General features: G+C 57.7%; 15 protein-coding genes and 1 tRNA gene. 3 read left to right on the top strand and 13 right to left on the bottom strand.

Annotated elements, in window-relative coordinates; genetic code table 11:
• Window positions 1-24: 24 nt before the first annotated feature.
• A complete protein-coding gene (locus BW921_RS06685; RefSeq protein ID WP_236953737.1) occupies window positions 25-1908 on the top strand; it encodes an ATP-dependent DNA ligase in 1884 nt (627 codons plus the stop codon).
• On the opposite strand, the gene BW921_RS06680 is transcribed toward BW921_RS06685, so the two are convergent.
• The 7 genes from BW921_RS06680 to BW921_RS06655 form a co-directional block, all read right to left on the bottom strand.
• The gene (locus BW921_RS06680; RefSeq protein ID WP_148689092.1) at window positions 1905-2693 is read right to left on the bottom strand and encodes a transglutaminase-like domain-containing protein; all 789 of its coding nucleotides are present in this window, start codon (window positions 2691-2693) and stop codon (window positions 1905-1907) included. The two genes, BW921_RS06685 and BW921_RS06680, sit on opposite strands and share 4 nt — an antisense overlap.
• On the bottom strand, window positions 2690-3073 hold the full coding sequence (locus BW921_RS06675; RefSeq protein ID WP_236953827.1) for a DUF473 family protein: 384 nt from the start codon (window positions 3071-3073) through the stop codon (window positions 2690-2692). The genes BW921_RS06680 and BW921_RS06675 overlap by 4 nt, the downstream gene beginning before the upstream one ends.
• Before the next feature lie 81 nt (window positions 3074-3154).
• Window positions 3155-3889 carry a proteasome assembly chaperone family protein gene (locus BW921_RS06670; RefSeq protein ID WP_148689090.1) on the bottom strand — a complete coding sequence of 245 codons (735 nt, stop codon included), beginning with the start codon at window positions 3887-3889 and terminating at the stop codon, window positions 3155-3157.
• Between the two features lie 6 nt (window positions 3890-3895).
• The gene (locus BW921_RS06665; RefSeq protein WP_168168827.1) at window positions 3896-5197 is read right to left on the bottom strand and encodes a Mur ligase family protein; all 1302 of its coding nucleotides are present in this window, start codon (window positions 5195-5197) and stop codon (window positions 3896-3898) included.
• Window positions 5190-5357 (bottom strand): hypothetical protein, encoded by a 168-nt coding sequence (locus tag BW921_RS07820; RefSeq protein WP_157666110.1) that lies wholly within the window; start codon window positions 5355-5357, stop codon window positions 5190-5192. Before BW921_RS07820 ends, BW921_RS06665 begins: the two co-directional genes overlap by 8 nt.
• Window positions 5358-5400: 43 nt before the next feature.
• A tRNA-Arg gene (locus tag BW921_RS06660) sits at window positions 5401-5475 on the bottom strand.
• A 30-nt stretch (window positions 5476-5505) separates the two neighbouring features.
• Window positions 5506-6363 (bottom strand): DUF2226 domain-containing protein, encoded by an 858-nt coding sequence (locus BW921_RS06655; RefSeq protein ID WP_236953826.1) that lies wholly within the window; start codon window positions 6361-6363, stop codon window positions 5506-5508.
• Between the two features lie 27 nt (window positions 6364-6390).
• On the opposite strand from BW921_RS06655, the gene mvk reads away from it, so the two are divergent.
• The gene (gene mvk, locus BW921_RS06650) at window positions 6391-7377 is read left to right on the top strand and encodes a mevalonate kinase (protein WP_168168826.1); all 987 of its coding nucleotides are present in this window, start codon (window positions 6391-6393) and stop codon (window positions 7375-7377) included.
• Here the strand turns inward: mvk and BW921_RS06645 are convergent.
• The gene (locus tag BW921_RS06645; RefSeq protein WP_148689086.1) at window positions 7328-8779 is read right to left on the bottom strand and encodes a B12-binding domain-containing radical SAM protein; all 1452 of its coding nucleotides are present in this window, start codon (window positions 8777-8779) and stop codon (window positions 7328-7330) included. The genes mvk and BW921_RS06645 overlap by 50 nt on opposite strands.
• 57 nt (window positions 8780-8836) lie before the next feature.
• Between BW921_RS06645 and BW921_RS06640 the strand changes: the two genes are divergently transcribed.
• Window positions 8837-9505 (top strand): hypothetical protein, encoded by a 669-nt coding sequence (locus tag BW921_RS06640; RefSeq protein ID WP_148689085.1) that lies wholly within the window; start codon window positions 8837-8839, stop codon window positions 9503-9505.
• Here the strand turns inward: BW921_RS06640 and BW921_RS06635 are convergent, their stop codons facing one another.
• Genes BW921_RS06635 through lysS form a run of 5 tightly spaced genes read right to left on the bottom strand, consistent with a single transcriptional unit; the run spans window position 9506 to window position 14527 of the window.
• Window positions 9506-9961, bottom strand: coding sequence for a 30S ribosomal protein S19 (locus BW921_RS06635; protein WP_088336104.1), 456 nt, complete (start codon window positions 9959-9961; stop codon window positions 9506-9508).
• 19 nt (window positions 9962-9980) lie between these two features.
• Window positions 9981-11300: a radical SAM protein gene (locus BW921_RS06630; RefSeq protein WP_236953736.1), complete on the bottom strand. Its 1320-nt coding sequence runs from the start codon at window positions 11298-11300 to the stop codon at window positions 9981-9983.
• Complete coding sequence (locus BW921_RS06625) at window positions 11269-11796, bottom strand: hypothetical protein (protein WP_148689084.1); 528 nt, start codon at window positions 11794-11796, stop codon at window positions 11269-11271. Before BW921_RS06625 ends, BW921_RS06630 begins: the two co-directional genes overlap by 32 nt.
• Window positions 11778-12809, bottom strand: coding sequence for a radical SAM protein (locus tag BW921_RS06620; protein WP_210400450.1), 1032 nt, complete (start codon window positions 12807-12809; stop codon window positions 11778-11780). Before BW921_RS06620 ends, BW921_RS06625 begins: the two co-directional genes overlap by 19 nt.
• Window positions 12810-12859: 50 nt before the next feature.
• Window positions 12860-14527 (bottom strand): lysine--tRNA ligase, encoded by a 1668-nt coding sequence (gene lysS, locus BW921_RS06615; RefSeq protein WP_168168824.1) that lies wholly within the window; start codon window positions 14525-14527, stop codon window positions 12860-12862.
• Window positions 14528-14612: the final 85 nt, after the last annotated feature.

Raw genomic sequence — 14612 nt, 5'->3', positions numbered from 1 at the left:
CACCCGTCAATGGGGGTGACGAACGTGACTCGACCCGTCCCTAAATCCAGGAAACTCGACTTCTTCATATCCTCTCCTCTCAGGAAGAAGAGTGGGAGGAAGGAGAAGAGGGAAAAGGAAGGAGCGGAGAAACGTAAGAGTGCTCGTAGGGAGGAGAGGAAGAAAGAGCCCACCAAAGCGGTCGGTCCTAGCGGGGCTGAGTTCAAAGTCAAAGCGACGGACGATGACGTTTACTACTCGTCTCTGGCGGAGGCCTTCGAGAAACTGGAGCGGATCAGTTCCAGGAAGGCCAAAATAAGCCTGATCGCCCAGTTCCTACGGCAGTGTCCGGAGAACGTCATCGACATTGTTACGCTGTTCCTGGCCAACCAGGTGTTCCCCGGATGGGATCCGAGGGACCTCGGAATCGGATCTAAGCTGATGCGGAAGGTGATCGCGACCGCCACGGGATCTACCGACTCCGAGGTCACGGAGTTGTTCAAGCGGCTCGGCGATCTCGGACTCGCCGCCGAGGAGCTGCTGAAGCGTCGGAAGACGTCGACGCTGCTCGATTCAAGACCACTCATGGTGAGCGAGGTGAGGGAGACCTTCGAGAAGATAGCGGAGGTCGAGGGTGAGGGAGCCGTCAAACGGAAGATGAGGCTGATGATGGGGTTGCTCGCCAAGGCGAAGCCGAAAGAGGCCCGCTACCTGGTTAGGCAGGCACTGAGTGAGCTGCGGACGGGCGTGCGGGAAAGCACCGTGGAGGAAGCCATTGCCCAGGCCTTCGGAGTGAGCAGGAAATTAGTCGAGAGGGCCCACATGCTGTCGAACGACCTGGGACTGGTAGCCAAAGTGGCGATGACGAGTGGTGAGGAAGGTCTCCGTGAAATCGACTTGAGGCCCATGCGACCGATAAAGCCGATGCTGGCGCAAGCGGCGAGGAATGTGAGGGAAGCACTCGCGGAGGTTGGAGGAAAAGGCGCGGTGGAGATCAAGCTGGATGGCGCCCGCGTGCAAGTGCACTCGGACGGAGAGGAAGTACGCGTGTACACCAGGAGGATCGAGGACGTGACCCACGCACTCCCCGACATCGTGGAAGCCGTGAAGGACTGCGTGGACGCGGACGAGTTCATCCTGGAGGGCGAGGCCGTGGCCATCAACCCAGAGACAGGAAAACCGCGACCATTCCAGGAGCTACTACACAGGATCAAGCGGAAGTACGACATCGAGGATGTGCGCAAGGAGATTCCGGTAGAGCTGCACCTTTTCGACTGCCTGTACGTGGACGGCGAATCGTTGGTCGACACTCCGTTCCGAGAGCGTCGACGTCGGCTCGAGGAAATAGTACGCGAGCGCGAGGGAGAGGTGATGCTCGTCGAACAGGTGATCACGGACGACCCAAAGGAGGCGGCCGAGATGTTCCATCGAGCCCTGGAGATAGGACACGAGGGAGTCATGGTGAAGGATCTGGATGCTAACTACACCCCGGGCGTCCGCGGCAAGAAGATGTTGAAAGTCAAGCCGGTGCTCGAGACACTGGATTGTGTGGTCATCGGCGGCATTTGGGGTAAGGGCAAGCGGAAGGGGCTCATCGGTTCCTACCTGCTGGCCGTCTGGGACGAGAACAAGGAGAACCTAATGGAGGTGGGTAAGGTCGGAACAGGCGTGGACGACGAGACACTCAAGCGACTGACTAAGATGTTCGAGGACTTGATAGTAGAGGAATCGGGACGCGAAGTCAGGTTCAAGCCTGAGGTGGTCTTCGAGGTGGAGTTCGAGGATATCCAGAAAAGCCCGAAGTACTCATCCGGATTCGCCCTTCGGTTCCCGAGACTGGTGCGCGTGCGCGACGATCTGGGTCCGGAAGACGCAGACACCATCGAGAAAGTCCGGAGGATCTACGAGGAGGTACTGCGGAAGCACTAGACTATCGACTCCACCAGCCCGGTGAGCGTATCCCAGAAAACCAGGGGTCCTTGGGTGCAGACGGTGTAACTCCTAACCCTAGGTGTGTAAAGCTCGGTGCCGTCGGGACGTACTCGATGCCCCTGAACAAGTCGATCCGAGATCCCCACCAATCCCACCGAAGGGTCCACGGTAATCCAACGACCGTGAACCCAGACCTGAACCTGCGCGTGGAGTACGAACCTCTCACACTCCGATCCCGTCCCCGGAATCACGGTTCCCGTATCAGCGGGTTCTATCAGTACGAAGCGAGTCGGGATCCCGTAAAGTCGGCATAAATAGGAGAACATGTACGCGGCGGTTCCACAGGCTCCACGCCATCTGCCCCACAGTTCCAGCTCCGTGAGGGTTCGTCGGAGTACGGGCGGTAAGTATTCCGGAGGTTCCGCCCCTACATCGTATTGCATTGTGTCGGACACGAACAACGCCAGGGTGCGGACCACACTCAACTCGTCCTCGCCCGGTTTCACCCTAGGGAGGATCCGCGGTACCGTAGTTAGAGGCGGGTAAACGAAGATCTTGATGGCCACGAAACCTCCCTGTTGATATGTGACCAAGTCGAACCGATCGCAGTAGGGAAGGAGTTTGGGTGGTAACGGAGACCAACCCATACGGGCGCGGACAGCATTCACGTATCTCTCGGCCTCGACGTAGTCGTGGTAGACCGCATACGCAGAGACGAGGGCCAGAGATAGGAGTACTAGGGTCCCGGTGGCGATCCCCCTAATCCTACTCCACCCCTTCAATAGGCCTCCGAAACCGCCGACTCCATTTCCACGTCGACTTCAACGCGACGACCTACACCGAGGTCCTTGTACTCCCTAACACGACCGGACCCGACTTGACTCAGGATGAGTCTGGCCGCCACGAATTCCCGCTCGAAGTGCTCGTCGCCCCCGGTTACGACGTGCTCGTGGACCACGCTGACGGAGCGCACCGTGGCTACGACACCATTGACACCCTCCTTGAGCTCTCGCTTGCCGACGGTGGTCACGAAGACTAAATCACCAGGCTGAAGGCGGACGACTGCGTCGAGGTTGTTACCGCTACGTACTATTATCTGAGTGTGTCCTTGTGTGAGGAGTTGCTCGACGACTCGGAAGCTCACCCCAGTAATTGCGAGCATTTTCAACCCGATTCACGACCCCTTAAGTGAAACCACCGCCCTTTAAGGTGCGAGGTCAAGATGCGAGAAGGTGTCAGATTGCTACACGAACATCCTCTCAGTCGGTTCTGCCTCTTCTTCCTCTATTCGTTGCTGTTCCCGGAGACGGTGTACAGTCTCTTCAACAGCCTTGGCGATGCGCTCCGCTTCCTCCTCGAGCTTCGACACGTCTACACTGAGTCCCAGTGCCTCGTTGAGGGCTTCTACGACCCGAGATGCCGCTTTGGGATCAGGATATGTACCCGGAGTCTCGACGAGAAGGCAGACCGCGTCCAGACCGCGCAAGCTACCCTCTAAGAGCAACGGACCACTGACCCCAGTGATCGTACCTCCCTCGAGTGGCTCCGCGATACCATCGAAAAGCTCGGCGGCTTTATCCGAGGTGGCGGCGTAGTACAGTGAGGGCTCACCCTCGAGGTCGGGCGCTCTGATACCAGCCAAACACACGATGCACTCCACGCCTATCTCCCTGGATAGGTCGGCCACTGACTCCGAGATCTTCTGAACGACTCCGGGACGCATGTCGGCCTGCTCCGAGTAGAAGAAAGATAGGTCGTCTAGCACGAAAACTCCGGCTGATGGGTACACACGGCCCTCGTGCACGATCGCCGCCGTCGGCATGTCCTTGGTTTTCATTACGAAGACAGGTTCAGCCCCACACTCAGTCACCACGTGGCGGATGGCGATTACGCCCACCATCCCTATTCCCGGGTACCCCTCAATCAAGAACTCGCACTCCGGGATCTCATCCGCCAACCGTATGAATTCAACTTCCATCCCAGCTCATCCCCGAGATCGCTCCGATCCAGCGGTCAAAAAGCGTACCGCATGCTCGACATCGTGTTGTATCGAGGTTATAACACTCTGTCCGTTTCCGAGCACTCCCACAGCCCGACCACGTCGCGCCAGTTCCAAGGCCTTCGAGGCGACCTCGGAAGTCTCTACCCGGGACGCCTCAATTCCGGAGCTCGCGAGCTCCTCGATAACGTCGTCTACGGTCTCCTCTGACAGGCCGGGAAACACGTAAACGCGTTCCACTTCCGCCTCTCGGAGGGCTCGGCCGATTCCTTCGATCCGGTAATCTTCGCCCGGCCTCGGAGTCCCCCAGAAGACGACGTCTAGGGGTCCGTAGTCCTTCAAGACGGCTCTCAGGGCGGAGAGGTTGTCGGTCTTCCCGATGACCAGCCGACCTTCACCAAGCCTGTACTCCATGATGCGCCCGGGGACACCGGTGAAGTCCGAGAGTAATTGGGCCAGCTCCTCGGGTGATTCACCGGTTATCTCGGCGACGGCCAGCAGAGCGGCTTTGGCGTCCAGCCTGTAGAACTCCCCTCGGAGCGGTATGTCGACCTCCACGTCTAACCTATCATAACATCTGGGAGTGCCCTCCATCCTTTCGACTACCTTCCGTTCCTCTCCATCACACTTGACAATCGCCGTCTCTCGAGCCCGATCACAGAAACGGGCCGCACGGGCCGCGTACCGCTCGATCGAACCGTGGTAGTCCAGGTGATCCAAACCCAGGTTCAAGAAGACTGCGACATCGTACCGTGGAGCTCGGTCGGAGAAATAATCCAGCGTCATGTCACACACTTCACAGACCACGACCTTTGGACGTGCCAACTCGGCTCGCACGTAGAGAGTAGCGTACCCGTCGAATCCCCCTCCGGCGTTTCCACCGACCTCCCGATCGATACCGAGTTTGTCGAGTAGGTAGTTGATCATATGAACTGTCGTTGTTTTGCCGTTGGTTCCGCTGACCACGACGAATTCGGAGGAATCTGGCCATGTGAGGAGCTCCTCGAGTGGCGGAACCCCGACGTTGCGGACCTCGCGGACTATCTCCGCGTCGTTCGGTATACTGGGCGAGAAGTATACGGTGTCACACTCGCAGATTCTGTCGAGGTCGTGATGACCGAGCTCTACCTCGACGTTGGGAAGCCTCTCGAGCGATGAGACGTCGACGTCTTCCCTGATATCGGAGGCGTAGATCTTGAGTCCCAGTTCCGCTAACCTCATCGCGCAGGTACGTCCCTCCACTCCTAGCCCGATGATGGCGATGCTGTCGAAGGGAAGCTCATTCACGCTCATCCTTCCTCAGCTCCCGTTCCAACCTTTCGATACGAGCGAGAGTCTCGTCGATCTTCGCTTCAAGACGGTCAAGGCGCATCAGTATCTCCTCCAGCTTCGCGATCACGACCTCGAGGGGACCTGCTTCTACGAGCTTCCGGAGTTCGTCGTCCAACCCGAAAACCCCATTGTTACGGATACCGTAACGATGATACGTGTGGGCCGGCCGGGATTTGAACCCGGGACCACGGGCTCCGAAGGCCCGCGCTCTGTCCAGACTGAGCTGCCGGCCCGAGCCCAAATCCTAACCCGACTGGGTCACCTTAAATCTTTCTCCCTAACCACTCGGGCCGGTACGTGCGGACCTCCAATTCGTCAACGCCGACATCCTTCATGAAGTCCCGAATTGTCTCGACGACATCCTCCTCGTCGGTATCGTCTCCCAGGAGGACTTCGACGATACCTTCCGCCTTGAATACCGTTATGCCGTAGCTACGAAGGACTCTCGAGATCCGCTCTCGAAGGTCCGTCTCCACTCCGGTGAACTCCTTCAGGATGTTCTTGACGAAGGATTCGTCAGGCTCCTTGATCCCGTATTTCTTCAGTATCTCCTCCCGCGATAGTGATTCCGATTCTCTCTCGAGTTCTTCCGTGAAATCGTAGGACTCTACGGCTTCCGGTTCCTCATCGTAAGCTTCTTCGACTTCTCCTACCTCGATCTCGGTTTCCTCCGGGGCTTCCTCTTTCTCGGCACCCTCGAGCTTCTCGGTCTCGAGCTCGATATCGGTTTCGAGTACGGGGACCGGTAGCACCTCATCCAGTTCGATCTCCTTCGGACGTATACCGTGGTATTCGAAGATCATCTCGACGTCCTCTTCCGAGGCTTCGAACACGTCGACGACGGCAGATTGGCCTTTCTCAACTACACTCAAGATCTCCTTCAGGCGTTCTAGCGCTTCCTCTCCTCGCCATCGTTCTCCGGTCCGCACCTCTTCGACTTCAATGTAGACTACCTTACCGTTGAGGACCACGATGAATGCGTCGAGCAGGGCGTCACCGGACCGTGCGGTGATTCTGACAACTCCGGTCCTTAGATCCGCGCTGGCGATCAAGTCAGCCAGTTCTTCGAGGCTCTCAACGTACTTATCCTTCACCACAGGATTGAGGGTCTTCGGCAACATCAAGATCAGTCACCCGGGGGACTGTGGTTGCGTATTTCCGTCAAAGCTCCACTGAAGGCTATCTTGGCGGGTGAACATGCCGTCGTTTACGGGTATCCGGCGGTCGCGGTGGCATTAGATACCTACGTCAGGGTCGTAGCGGAACCCGGGGATGATAGTTTCAGGGTGGAAACCGAGCTTAGCTGCGAGGGGGACGTAATGGCCGATATCACACGTGATGGAAATGTAAAGGACTTCCGATCCGAGAGCCTGCGCGAGGAACTGACGTACGTGGCTACGGCGGTGCGAAAGGCATCGGAGGAATTCGACGCCCACCCATCCAACCTGAGGATTATGTCGGAGGCCCCTGCAGCGAGTGGTCTAGGCACATCGGCCGCGATCACAGCGGCAGTGCTACTCGCACTAGCTGAGGTGTCGAACGTAGATGTTTCCAGGGAAGAGATACGGAAACTAGTTCGTGAGGTGGAGCTAGAAGTGCAGGGGAAGGCGAGTTGGACCGACGCCACGGTGGTCACGTACGGCGGGTTCGTGAGAGTTTCAGGACGGGAGTTCAAACCAATCGAACCGGAGCGTGACCCCGTGTTGGTCGTGGCGCATTCTCAGGAACCCAGCCGTACGGGTGAGATGGTGCGTCGAGTGGCTGAGTTCCGCGAGAGGTTGGGTATCGTCGACGGGATCATGAAGCTGATAGGGAAACTCGTCGAGGATCTCGAAGTAGCACTACACGATGGAGACCTAAGGACTGTAGGGGAGCTCATGAACGTCAACCATGGGCTGTTGGCGGCCCTGAACGTCTCTACACGTGCCCTAGAGGAGATCGTGAACGTGCTCAGGAACGCGGGTGCCTTGGGGGCGAAGGTTACCGGCGCCGGAGGAGGAGGATGCGCGGTCGCGTTATTCGAGAGGGAGGAGGACGCGAAACGTGCCGTCGAAACGCTCAGCGCCTTAGGTTACGAGGCGTTCGTCACTCGTCCGAGCCCTTGCGGTGTGAAAACCGAGGGCTCGGGATCTTAGCCAGCAACGCTTTCATCTTCTTGAACGCGACCTCGGCGATCATCGTCCCGGTTACGCGGACGGCGTCGATGCCGTCCTCTTTCAGCCGTCGGATGAGATACCTGGGACGGAGGTAGAACCCGATCATGGCGCGCTTTTGGTACTTTTTCACATCCTCGAGGGACAATTCGGTCGTCCTAACCACTGGATCCGTGAGGGTATACTTGTCCCACGACTCTTCCTCGATGAGCCCTTTCTCCACAGCCTCTTTGTAGAACTTAGTGCCGGGATATGGCGTCGCGACGGACACCACGGCGTAATCGGGGTCTATTTCTTTCAGGAACTTTATCGTCTGCCGGGCGCTCCTGTGGGTCTCTCCTGGTAAGCCGATCACGGCCGACGCCACAGTTACTATACCGAACTCGCGACAGAGTTGGAACGCCTTTTTCGTCTGCTCGACCGTGAATCCCTTACCTACGTTGTCCAGAACCTCCTGACTGCCCGACTCAACTCCGAAGAACAGTACCGAGCATCCCGCCTCGCGCATGAGTTCGAGCAGCTCCCTGTCGATGGTGTCGACACGCGCGGCACAGCCCCAGGTTACGTCCAAACCGCTTTCCACGATGAGCCGACATATCTCCTCAACACGCCGCCGATCGTACGTGAATGTGTCATCGACGAAGGCTATGATGTTCGATCCGTAGTTCTCATGGACATGCGCCATCTCGGAGACCACACGCTCGGCCGAGTGCATCCGGAGTTTGTGGCCGTGCATCGCTGAAGAAGCGCAGAAGTCACATCCTACGGGACAACCTCTGCTCGATACCATCGTGGTGGCGGTGGTTTTAGCCCCGAAGAAAGTGTACTTGTCCATGGGAAGAAGGTGGCGCGCGGGGAACGGTAGTGCGTCGAGATCGCGAATGAGGGGCCGGTCAGGGGCTCTAACTATGTCGTCCTCCTCACGATACGTGATCCCAAGTACCTCCGAGAGCGTTTTTACGCCGTCGATGAACACCTTCGCCAGATCCAGGAGCGTGAATTCGCCCTCACGCCGTACCACAACGTCGACATAGGGGCACTCCTTAAGGCACTCGATATCCATGAAAGTGGGATGATAACCACCAAGGCATACGATGGCATCCTCTAGTTCCTCCTTGACTATCTTGGCCGCCTGGTAAGCTTGGTGAATGATCGGTGTCGTGGCCATGATAGACACGATTCTAGGACGGAGCTTCCGTACGGCTCGTCTCAGGTCCTCGAAGGACATGTCCAGTGGGGGACAATCGAGGATTTTAACCGTGTATCCCGCCTCCTCGAGCACCGCGGCGATGTAGGCTAGTCCCAGCGGAGGCGCTGTAATTCCCAAGAATCGTTGGTACTTAGTCGTGACATCGGGGGGGTTGATCAGGAGGACATCGATCATGTTGAGATCACCTCCGTCCGGGGGGTACAGACCTCGCCTCGCAGGACCGGGATGGAATTGACCAGGGAGTGTGCCCCCGAGCTCAAAAGTGGACGCGTGAAGGAGATTTACAAAACCTTAAAAGAAATGGCCGAACACGTCCCTCTGAAGGAGTATTCGGAAGCTAGATGCTCGCTGATGGTGTGGGTACGTGCCGAGGAGAAGCTTCCCACCAATCGCATCGTGCAGTACGTGACGTCCGATACCAGGTACACGTTCGAAGTTACCGTACGCCAGGCGGACTCCACGTCTCTCCCACGGATCGTAGAAGTGATCCTCGAAAGGCACGAGGCACGCTCACGAGGGCCGCTGGACGAGCTTAAGGTTCGTGGATCAGCCTCGATCGATGAACCCGTGAAACGACGGGGACGGTCGCTGGTTGACGTCCTAAAAATCGCCTTGCGCCACTTGAGGGAGTACGATGAAGAGCGGGACTGGAACGTGCGAAAGGTCACGAACAAGTTCCGGGAGATAGTCCGGAGGATCACTTCTTCAGGACCTGATGAGCCCGGTATACTGGAAATGGAGGATAGCAAGGTGGGCACGGAGTATGACGGTCTTTTCGAGTACTGGGTCGCGCTGAAATCGGGTTCAATAGCTTTATCCGCAGTGAGAAGGGTGCTGGAGGTGGACAGGAAACTGTCCCTATACGGCGTACACGTCGAGGTGCCCGATGCTAGGTGGTGATTACTTCAGCGGCACGAACAACGAGCTCCGTGTAGCACCAATTCCTGGATCTCCGTGCTCGACAGTCTTCCTGGTCTTGGCGAACTCACCAAGGTAGTGACCGATCATCTCCGGCTCGATTTTCACCTCTTTGAACTCCTTTCCGTTATACACCGCAATGGTCAGTCCTACCATCTCGGGCAGGATGATCATATCCCGGCAGTGGGTCCGGATCACCGGGGGCTTCTTACCGAGCCTAAGGAGCCTCCTAGCTCGCCGGACTTTGCGTAGCAGCTTCTTGTGTCTGGAAGGCAAGCCGCGTTTCAGTGAGCGACGCTGGCGTGCGGGGAGTAGCTCAATGAACTCCTCGATGGGCATCTTCATCAGCTCATCCAGGGTGTAGCCACGGTACCTGAACTCAACCCACTCCTTCTCCCACCAGTCCGGTATGTCATCCTTCGAACGTTCCTCCGCCATCGGTGATTCTCCCCCTTGTTCAGACCAAGGTCCCTACGAAGATGTTGTGCTTGTCCCTCGTCACTCTCACCCGGACGCTGTCTCCCACGTTTAATATCTTGGCGGAGTCCGGGATGGCGATAACGCGGTCGGCCGCTCGGGCTATCATCTCACCCCGTAACCGTCCTTCCAACACTATTTCCGCTTTGATCACGTCTCCCCGTCGGAACGGTTTCGGTAGTGATTTCCTGGGCTCGGTCCCGAAGTGTTCTGGTTTGAGCACCAGTGGGCGAACTCCCGTCCTGCTTTCAAGTTCTCTGAGCCACCTGTAGAACTCTTTCATCGGTACAATCCGACGCAGGAACTTAGGTCGTCGGCCGAACCTATACTCTAAGTAGTTCTGGATTCCGAGTGGCGGCCACCGCTTCCCCGCACCTATTCTCGTCGCCCACTTGATGATTTCCACAATGTCGTCGTCGTTATAGCCCGGCAACCACAGCGGCGCTACCAGTACGTCGGCCTCGGTCTCTTGGGCTATGTACTCGACTACCTTCTTCACATGCTCGACGTCGTAGTCCTTCCGACCCGCCATGGCCCGAGCCTTCTTCGGATCGAGCGAGTTAACGCTCACGTTGAACCTGTCGATTCCAGCCTCGACAAGCTCGTCCACCAGGTCTTCGCTCAGAGGTACGGCGTTGGTCTGTATGGAGACGATGACGACATTCGGGTGCTCTTTGAGAGCTTGGACCACATCGGGCAGGAAAGGGTACAGCGTGGGTTCACCTTGACCGTCGAGGTGTGCTTCGAGCCCCTGACCTTTGAACTCGGCTACGACGTCGAACCACTCCATCAAGTAGTCGGGATCCACCATGAAATCACGCCAACGCGTGCGGGAGATCGGCCCTTCGTCTACACTGCAGTATATGCAGCATAGATTGCACCCGGAGAGCGGGCGCACCTGTATTACGTTGGTTCCACGGTCGATGATACCGAAAGCCGTGTGACCTATCAGCGGAATACCCGTGGTCTCGGTGATGTAATACACCCTACGACCCGTGTAGACGCTCTTCCCGGACTCGCCGGCGAGTCCGGATATGAGATCGGTTAAAACGCCGACCAACACCTCACGGGGTACCGGAGCAGCTACACGAGTGTCGTGCAGGGTGACCGGCACCGTGCGCCGCTCACGTTTGGAGATTACGGCGGCTACCATTCTGTGAAATTCTTCGGGTTCCACCTCAAACTCGATCAGCCTGTAGAGTCTGAACCGTAAGTAGCCGGAGTGTCGATCGACTTCTAGATCTGGATGTAGGTTGTTCAGATCGACTTCAGCGGACCCTGCCGGCGTACTTGTCTTCAAGTCCCTTGACCGCCCGCATGAACGCCTTTACCGCGGCTTCCGCGCGTCGTAGCTCCGCCATACATTCCTTCAGCTTCAGATCGGAGGTTGCCGGATCTTTCAGCACGTAGACCGCGAATTCGGCGTCTTCCTTCTTCCATTTCAATGACTGGATCTCTAGGGAGGCTTTAGCGCGAATTTTCTCGACTTGATGGAGGTCGGTACTCGAGATCGGGTACAAGTCACGTAGTGCCTGTAGCTTCTGATTAGCTTGATCGAACTCCGTCTTGAGCACTTGATACTTTTCATTGATCTCCGCCAGCTGTCCCCTGTAGTTACCGAAAAGCAGCACTTGAGCCTGGTAGCTGTATTGGCCTAGAGCTTCGAGTCCTAGCACGGCGATCAGAATGATGAGGAGTACGGAGCCTACGTACAGCGCTGCCCCCCAGACCCTGATCACGCGTCGTAGCCGGAGTGCGATATCTTCACGCGACGCGCTCACCCCCGCACCGGCCATCGTTCCACCACAGTTCTATCCCATGTCGGGTACTCACGGATGATCCAAGCCCTGATCTCACATCGAGAGGCCTCCTCCAAATCCGAAAGTACGTCGGCGAGCTCGTCGACGACGAACGGCTTCGTCTCTACTCGGTTCCCATCCACATGCACCCATTCTTCGGGCACCTCGAGGATGTTGATCAGTACGTTGGCGAGATCCTCCGGATCGCCAGATACCACCTCGAAAATCCCCTTCACTATGAGTCCCTCCTCATCGATCTCTTCGTGGTCACGTGCCACGTTCTTCGCCATTCTCTTGATCCTTTCCCGGAACTGGATGGAGTCCTTCACCTCGGAAGGACAGTAATGGAGGGTGATGCCGACGTTGTTAGCAACCTCCGACAGCGCGGTGAGGGCAGTCCTCTCGCTCCCGGCGACAGCGTCGGACATATCGTCATCTACGCGCTCGAACCCACGTCTTCTGAGCTCTTCGGCGTTGGATTCGGTGAATTCCAGCTCGTTGACGTTGAGGAATTCGAACCCGTACTCGTCCGCTAGTTTAGCCACCTCCCGGATCCAGTCTTCTTCCCCGGGGATGGCGGGCATCTCGAACCCCAGATCCATCCCGGAGTCCTCCAGGACCTCGGCCGCACGCCTGTTGACTATCGAGTCTGAGGATGGATGCACGCGCAGCTCGTCCAGTCCCGCTCCATCTAGTTCTTCAACCGCTCCTTCCCTGACGGACTCCGCAGGTACGTAAAGGTGGATGTGGAAATCGTCGCCGAACTCGTCTTTGAGCGTGCGAATGACGTCGACGGTCCTCTCGAAACGCATTAACGGATCGCCACCGGTGAGACTCGCTCCTTCAGCGTTCATCAATTCCGCTTCTTCAATTAGATCACGTTCAGACCGTATCGGACGCTCGTTGGCGAAGGAAACGTCGCTCCCTTTCTTCCTCGGCGATACAGGACAGTACCAACACCCACAGTCACACACCCCGGTCACGAATACCACCAGCTTAGCTCCGCACACGCAGAGCCTACAACCCTCCGGGAAGGCACCAAGGATCACGTTTCCGGTGTCTAGTCTTCGGAAGCCTCGAGGCAGCCTCGGATCAGCCTCGAAATCCGATCCACCCCCACGGCCGCGATGAGGGTGCCAGCGCGTGGACCTCGGTCCTTCCCGATCACGACATTGTAGAACACTCTGAAGGCGTCCGCGGGGCGTAATCCGGCGGTACGGGCGGCCTCGAACACAGCCCGCTGTAATGTTTCCGGATCTTCTTTAGTTGTTTCCGATTCTAACCGGCGGGCCAGGTCCTCGAGGAACTCCCGCTCCCGGTCTGACAGCTTCACGGGTTCCGGTTCATCCCGGACCCTGAACCTGGCCTCTTCCGGGGCGTACTTATCCACCCATCGCGAGGCCTTCTCAAGTCTCTCACGGAGCCACTCCCGACCGAAGTCCTCTGGCTCAGATTCGAGGTGTCCGGTCCTCCGGAATATCTCCAGCGCCCGTTCGAACTCTTCCTCCGAGACGTCGTCCTCGATACCCACCACCTGAGCCACGACGGCGCAGAACCGGAACGGTACGTGGGGTGGACACTCATCCGGGATCCTATCGACTCGGGAGAGCTCATATATACGCCGCTCCCTCTCGTCGGATTCACCGGTGAAATACCGCTTCTCTAACTCATCGTAGTCGTCCACCGCCTGCAAAAGACCGAACCGTAAGTCCAGGTCGAGATGTTTCAGCGGTTTGCCGCGCAGGACGAGGTAGCGGAGTACCTCGCGATGGCATACTTCACCCCAATCGGACAGGGTCACGTAATGCCCCTTGGAGGAGGACATCGCCTTGCCGTCGAGCGTGATCCACTCGTAGGGGACCGGTACCGGGGCTGGAAACCCGAAGAACTCCTCGGCGATCGCCGATCCCACCTCGTACGAGCCTCCGGCCACGTAGTGATCCTTGCCAAAGGGTTCACAGGCGACACCCAGGTAAACCCAGCGGGTCGGCCACTCGATCCTCCATCCGAGCTTGCCCGGTGGGATCTCAAACCCGTTGACCTCGATCGGCTCCTTAAGGTCGAGCTCTCCACGGTGTCCACATCCCTCCAGAACGGCGTCCCCTATCTCATGTTGCCCTTCGCAGACGTATTCGACGCGCCAACCGTCTACGTCGACCACCCTAGTGGTAGCGATGCGACCGCACTCCTCGCAGACTGGCATGTAGACCCGCGCATCCTCCAGTCCGAAACGTTCGAGAACGCTCGCGAGCCTCCTACCGCCGCCATAGTAATCGTTCACGACCTCTCGGACCAGCTTTGCGAAGCTACTGTCTGTGTACAGTTCAGCCGACGATATCCAATCAACCTCCACACCGAACTCACGAAGCTCCTCCACGAAGTTACGAGCCCAGCGGTCGGAATAGGGTTCGTCGCCGACTGGAATTGCCTTGTATGGCATACCGAGATAATCCTCCGAGAGTTTACCGTCGAGGTCACGTGGGATGCGACGTAGAGGATCCACATCGTCGGAAACCCATACGACCCGAACATCTTCATGGTAACGCTCTCGCAGGACTCGGGCCACGGCGTCTGCGGTGAGAACGTCTCGGGCATTTCCCACATGAAGACGTCCGGATGTCGAAGCCCCGCTGGCCACGACTATCTCGTCTTGGAGTTCGTCAGCGTGCTCCTGACAGTGCTCGATAACTTCCCGCGCCTTAATCTCCGACCAGTGTTCCTTAGTCAAGCGACAGCTCCCCAGTGGGCTTGTTCACTCGAGGTCGATAAATAACGGAGCGGGTGTGTCGACGCCTTTCCCGCCGGTAACTTCG

Origin of the sequence: Methanopyrus sp. SNP6 (genome assembly GCF_002201895.1) — an archaeon.
In the GTDB taxonomy this organism is placed as follows: Archaea; JAADCQ01; Methanopyri; order Methanopyrales; family Methanopyraceae; genus Methanopyrus.
The sequence above is the reverse complement of the archived record's forward strand: the minus strand, read 5'-3'. Positions and strand labels throughout refer to the sequence as shown.

Bases quoted from the DNA above. Each gene is read 5' to 3' on its own strand.
- BW921_RS06675 (WP_236953827.1), bottom strand. From the start codon at position 3,073: ATGCTCGCAATTACTGGGGTGAGCTTCCGAGTCGTCGAGCAACTCCTC.
- BW921_RS06670 (WP_148689090.1), bottom strand. From the start codon at position 3,889: ATGGAAGTTGAATTCATACGGTTGGCGGATGAGATCCCGGAGTGCGAG.
- BW921_RS06655 (WP_236953826.1), bottom strand. From the start codon at position 6,363: ATGTTGCCGAAGACCCTCAATCCTGTGGTGAAGGATAAGTACGTTGAG.
- BW921_RS06645 (WP_148689086.1), bottom strand. From the start codon at position 8,779: ATGATCGATGTCCTCCTGATCAACCCCCCCGATGTCACGACTAAGTAC.
- BW921_RS06635 (WP_088336104.1), bottom strand. From the start codon at position 9,961: ATGGCGGAGGAACGTTCGAAGGATGACATACCGGACTGGTGGGAGAAG.
- BW921_RS06625 (WP_148689084.1), bottom strand. From the start codon at position 11,796: ATGGCCGGTGCGGGGGTGAGCGCGTCGCGTGAAGATATCGCACTCCGG.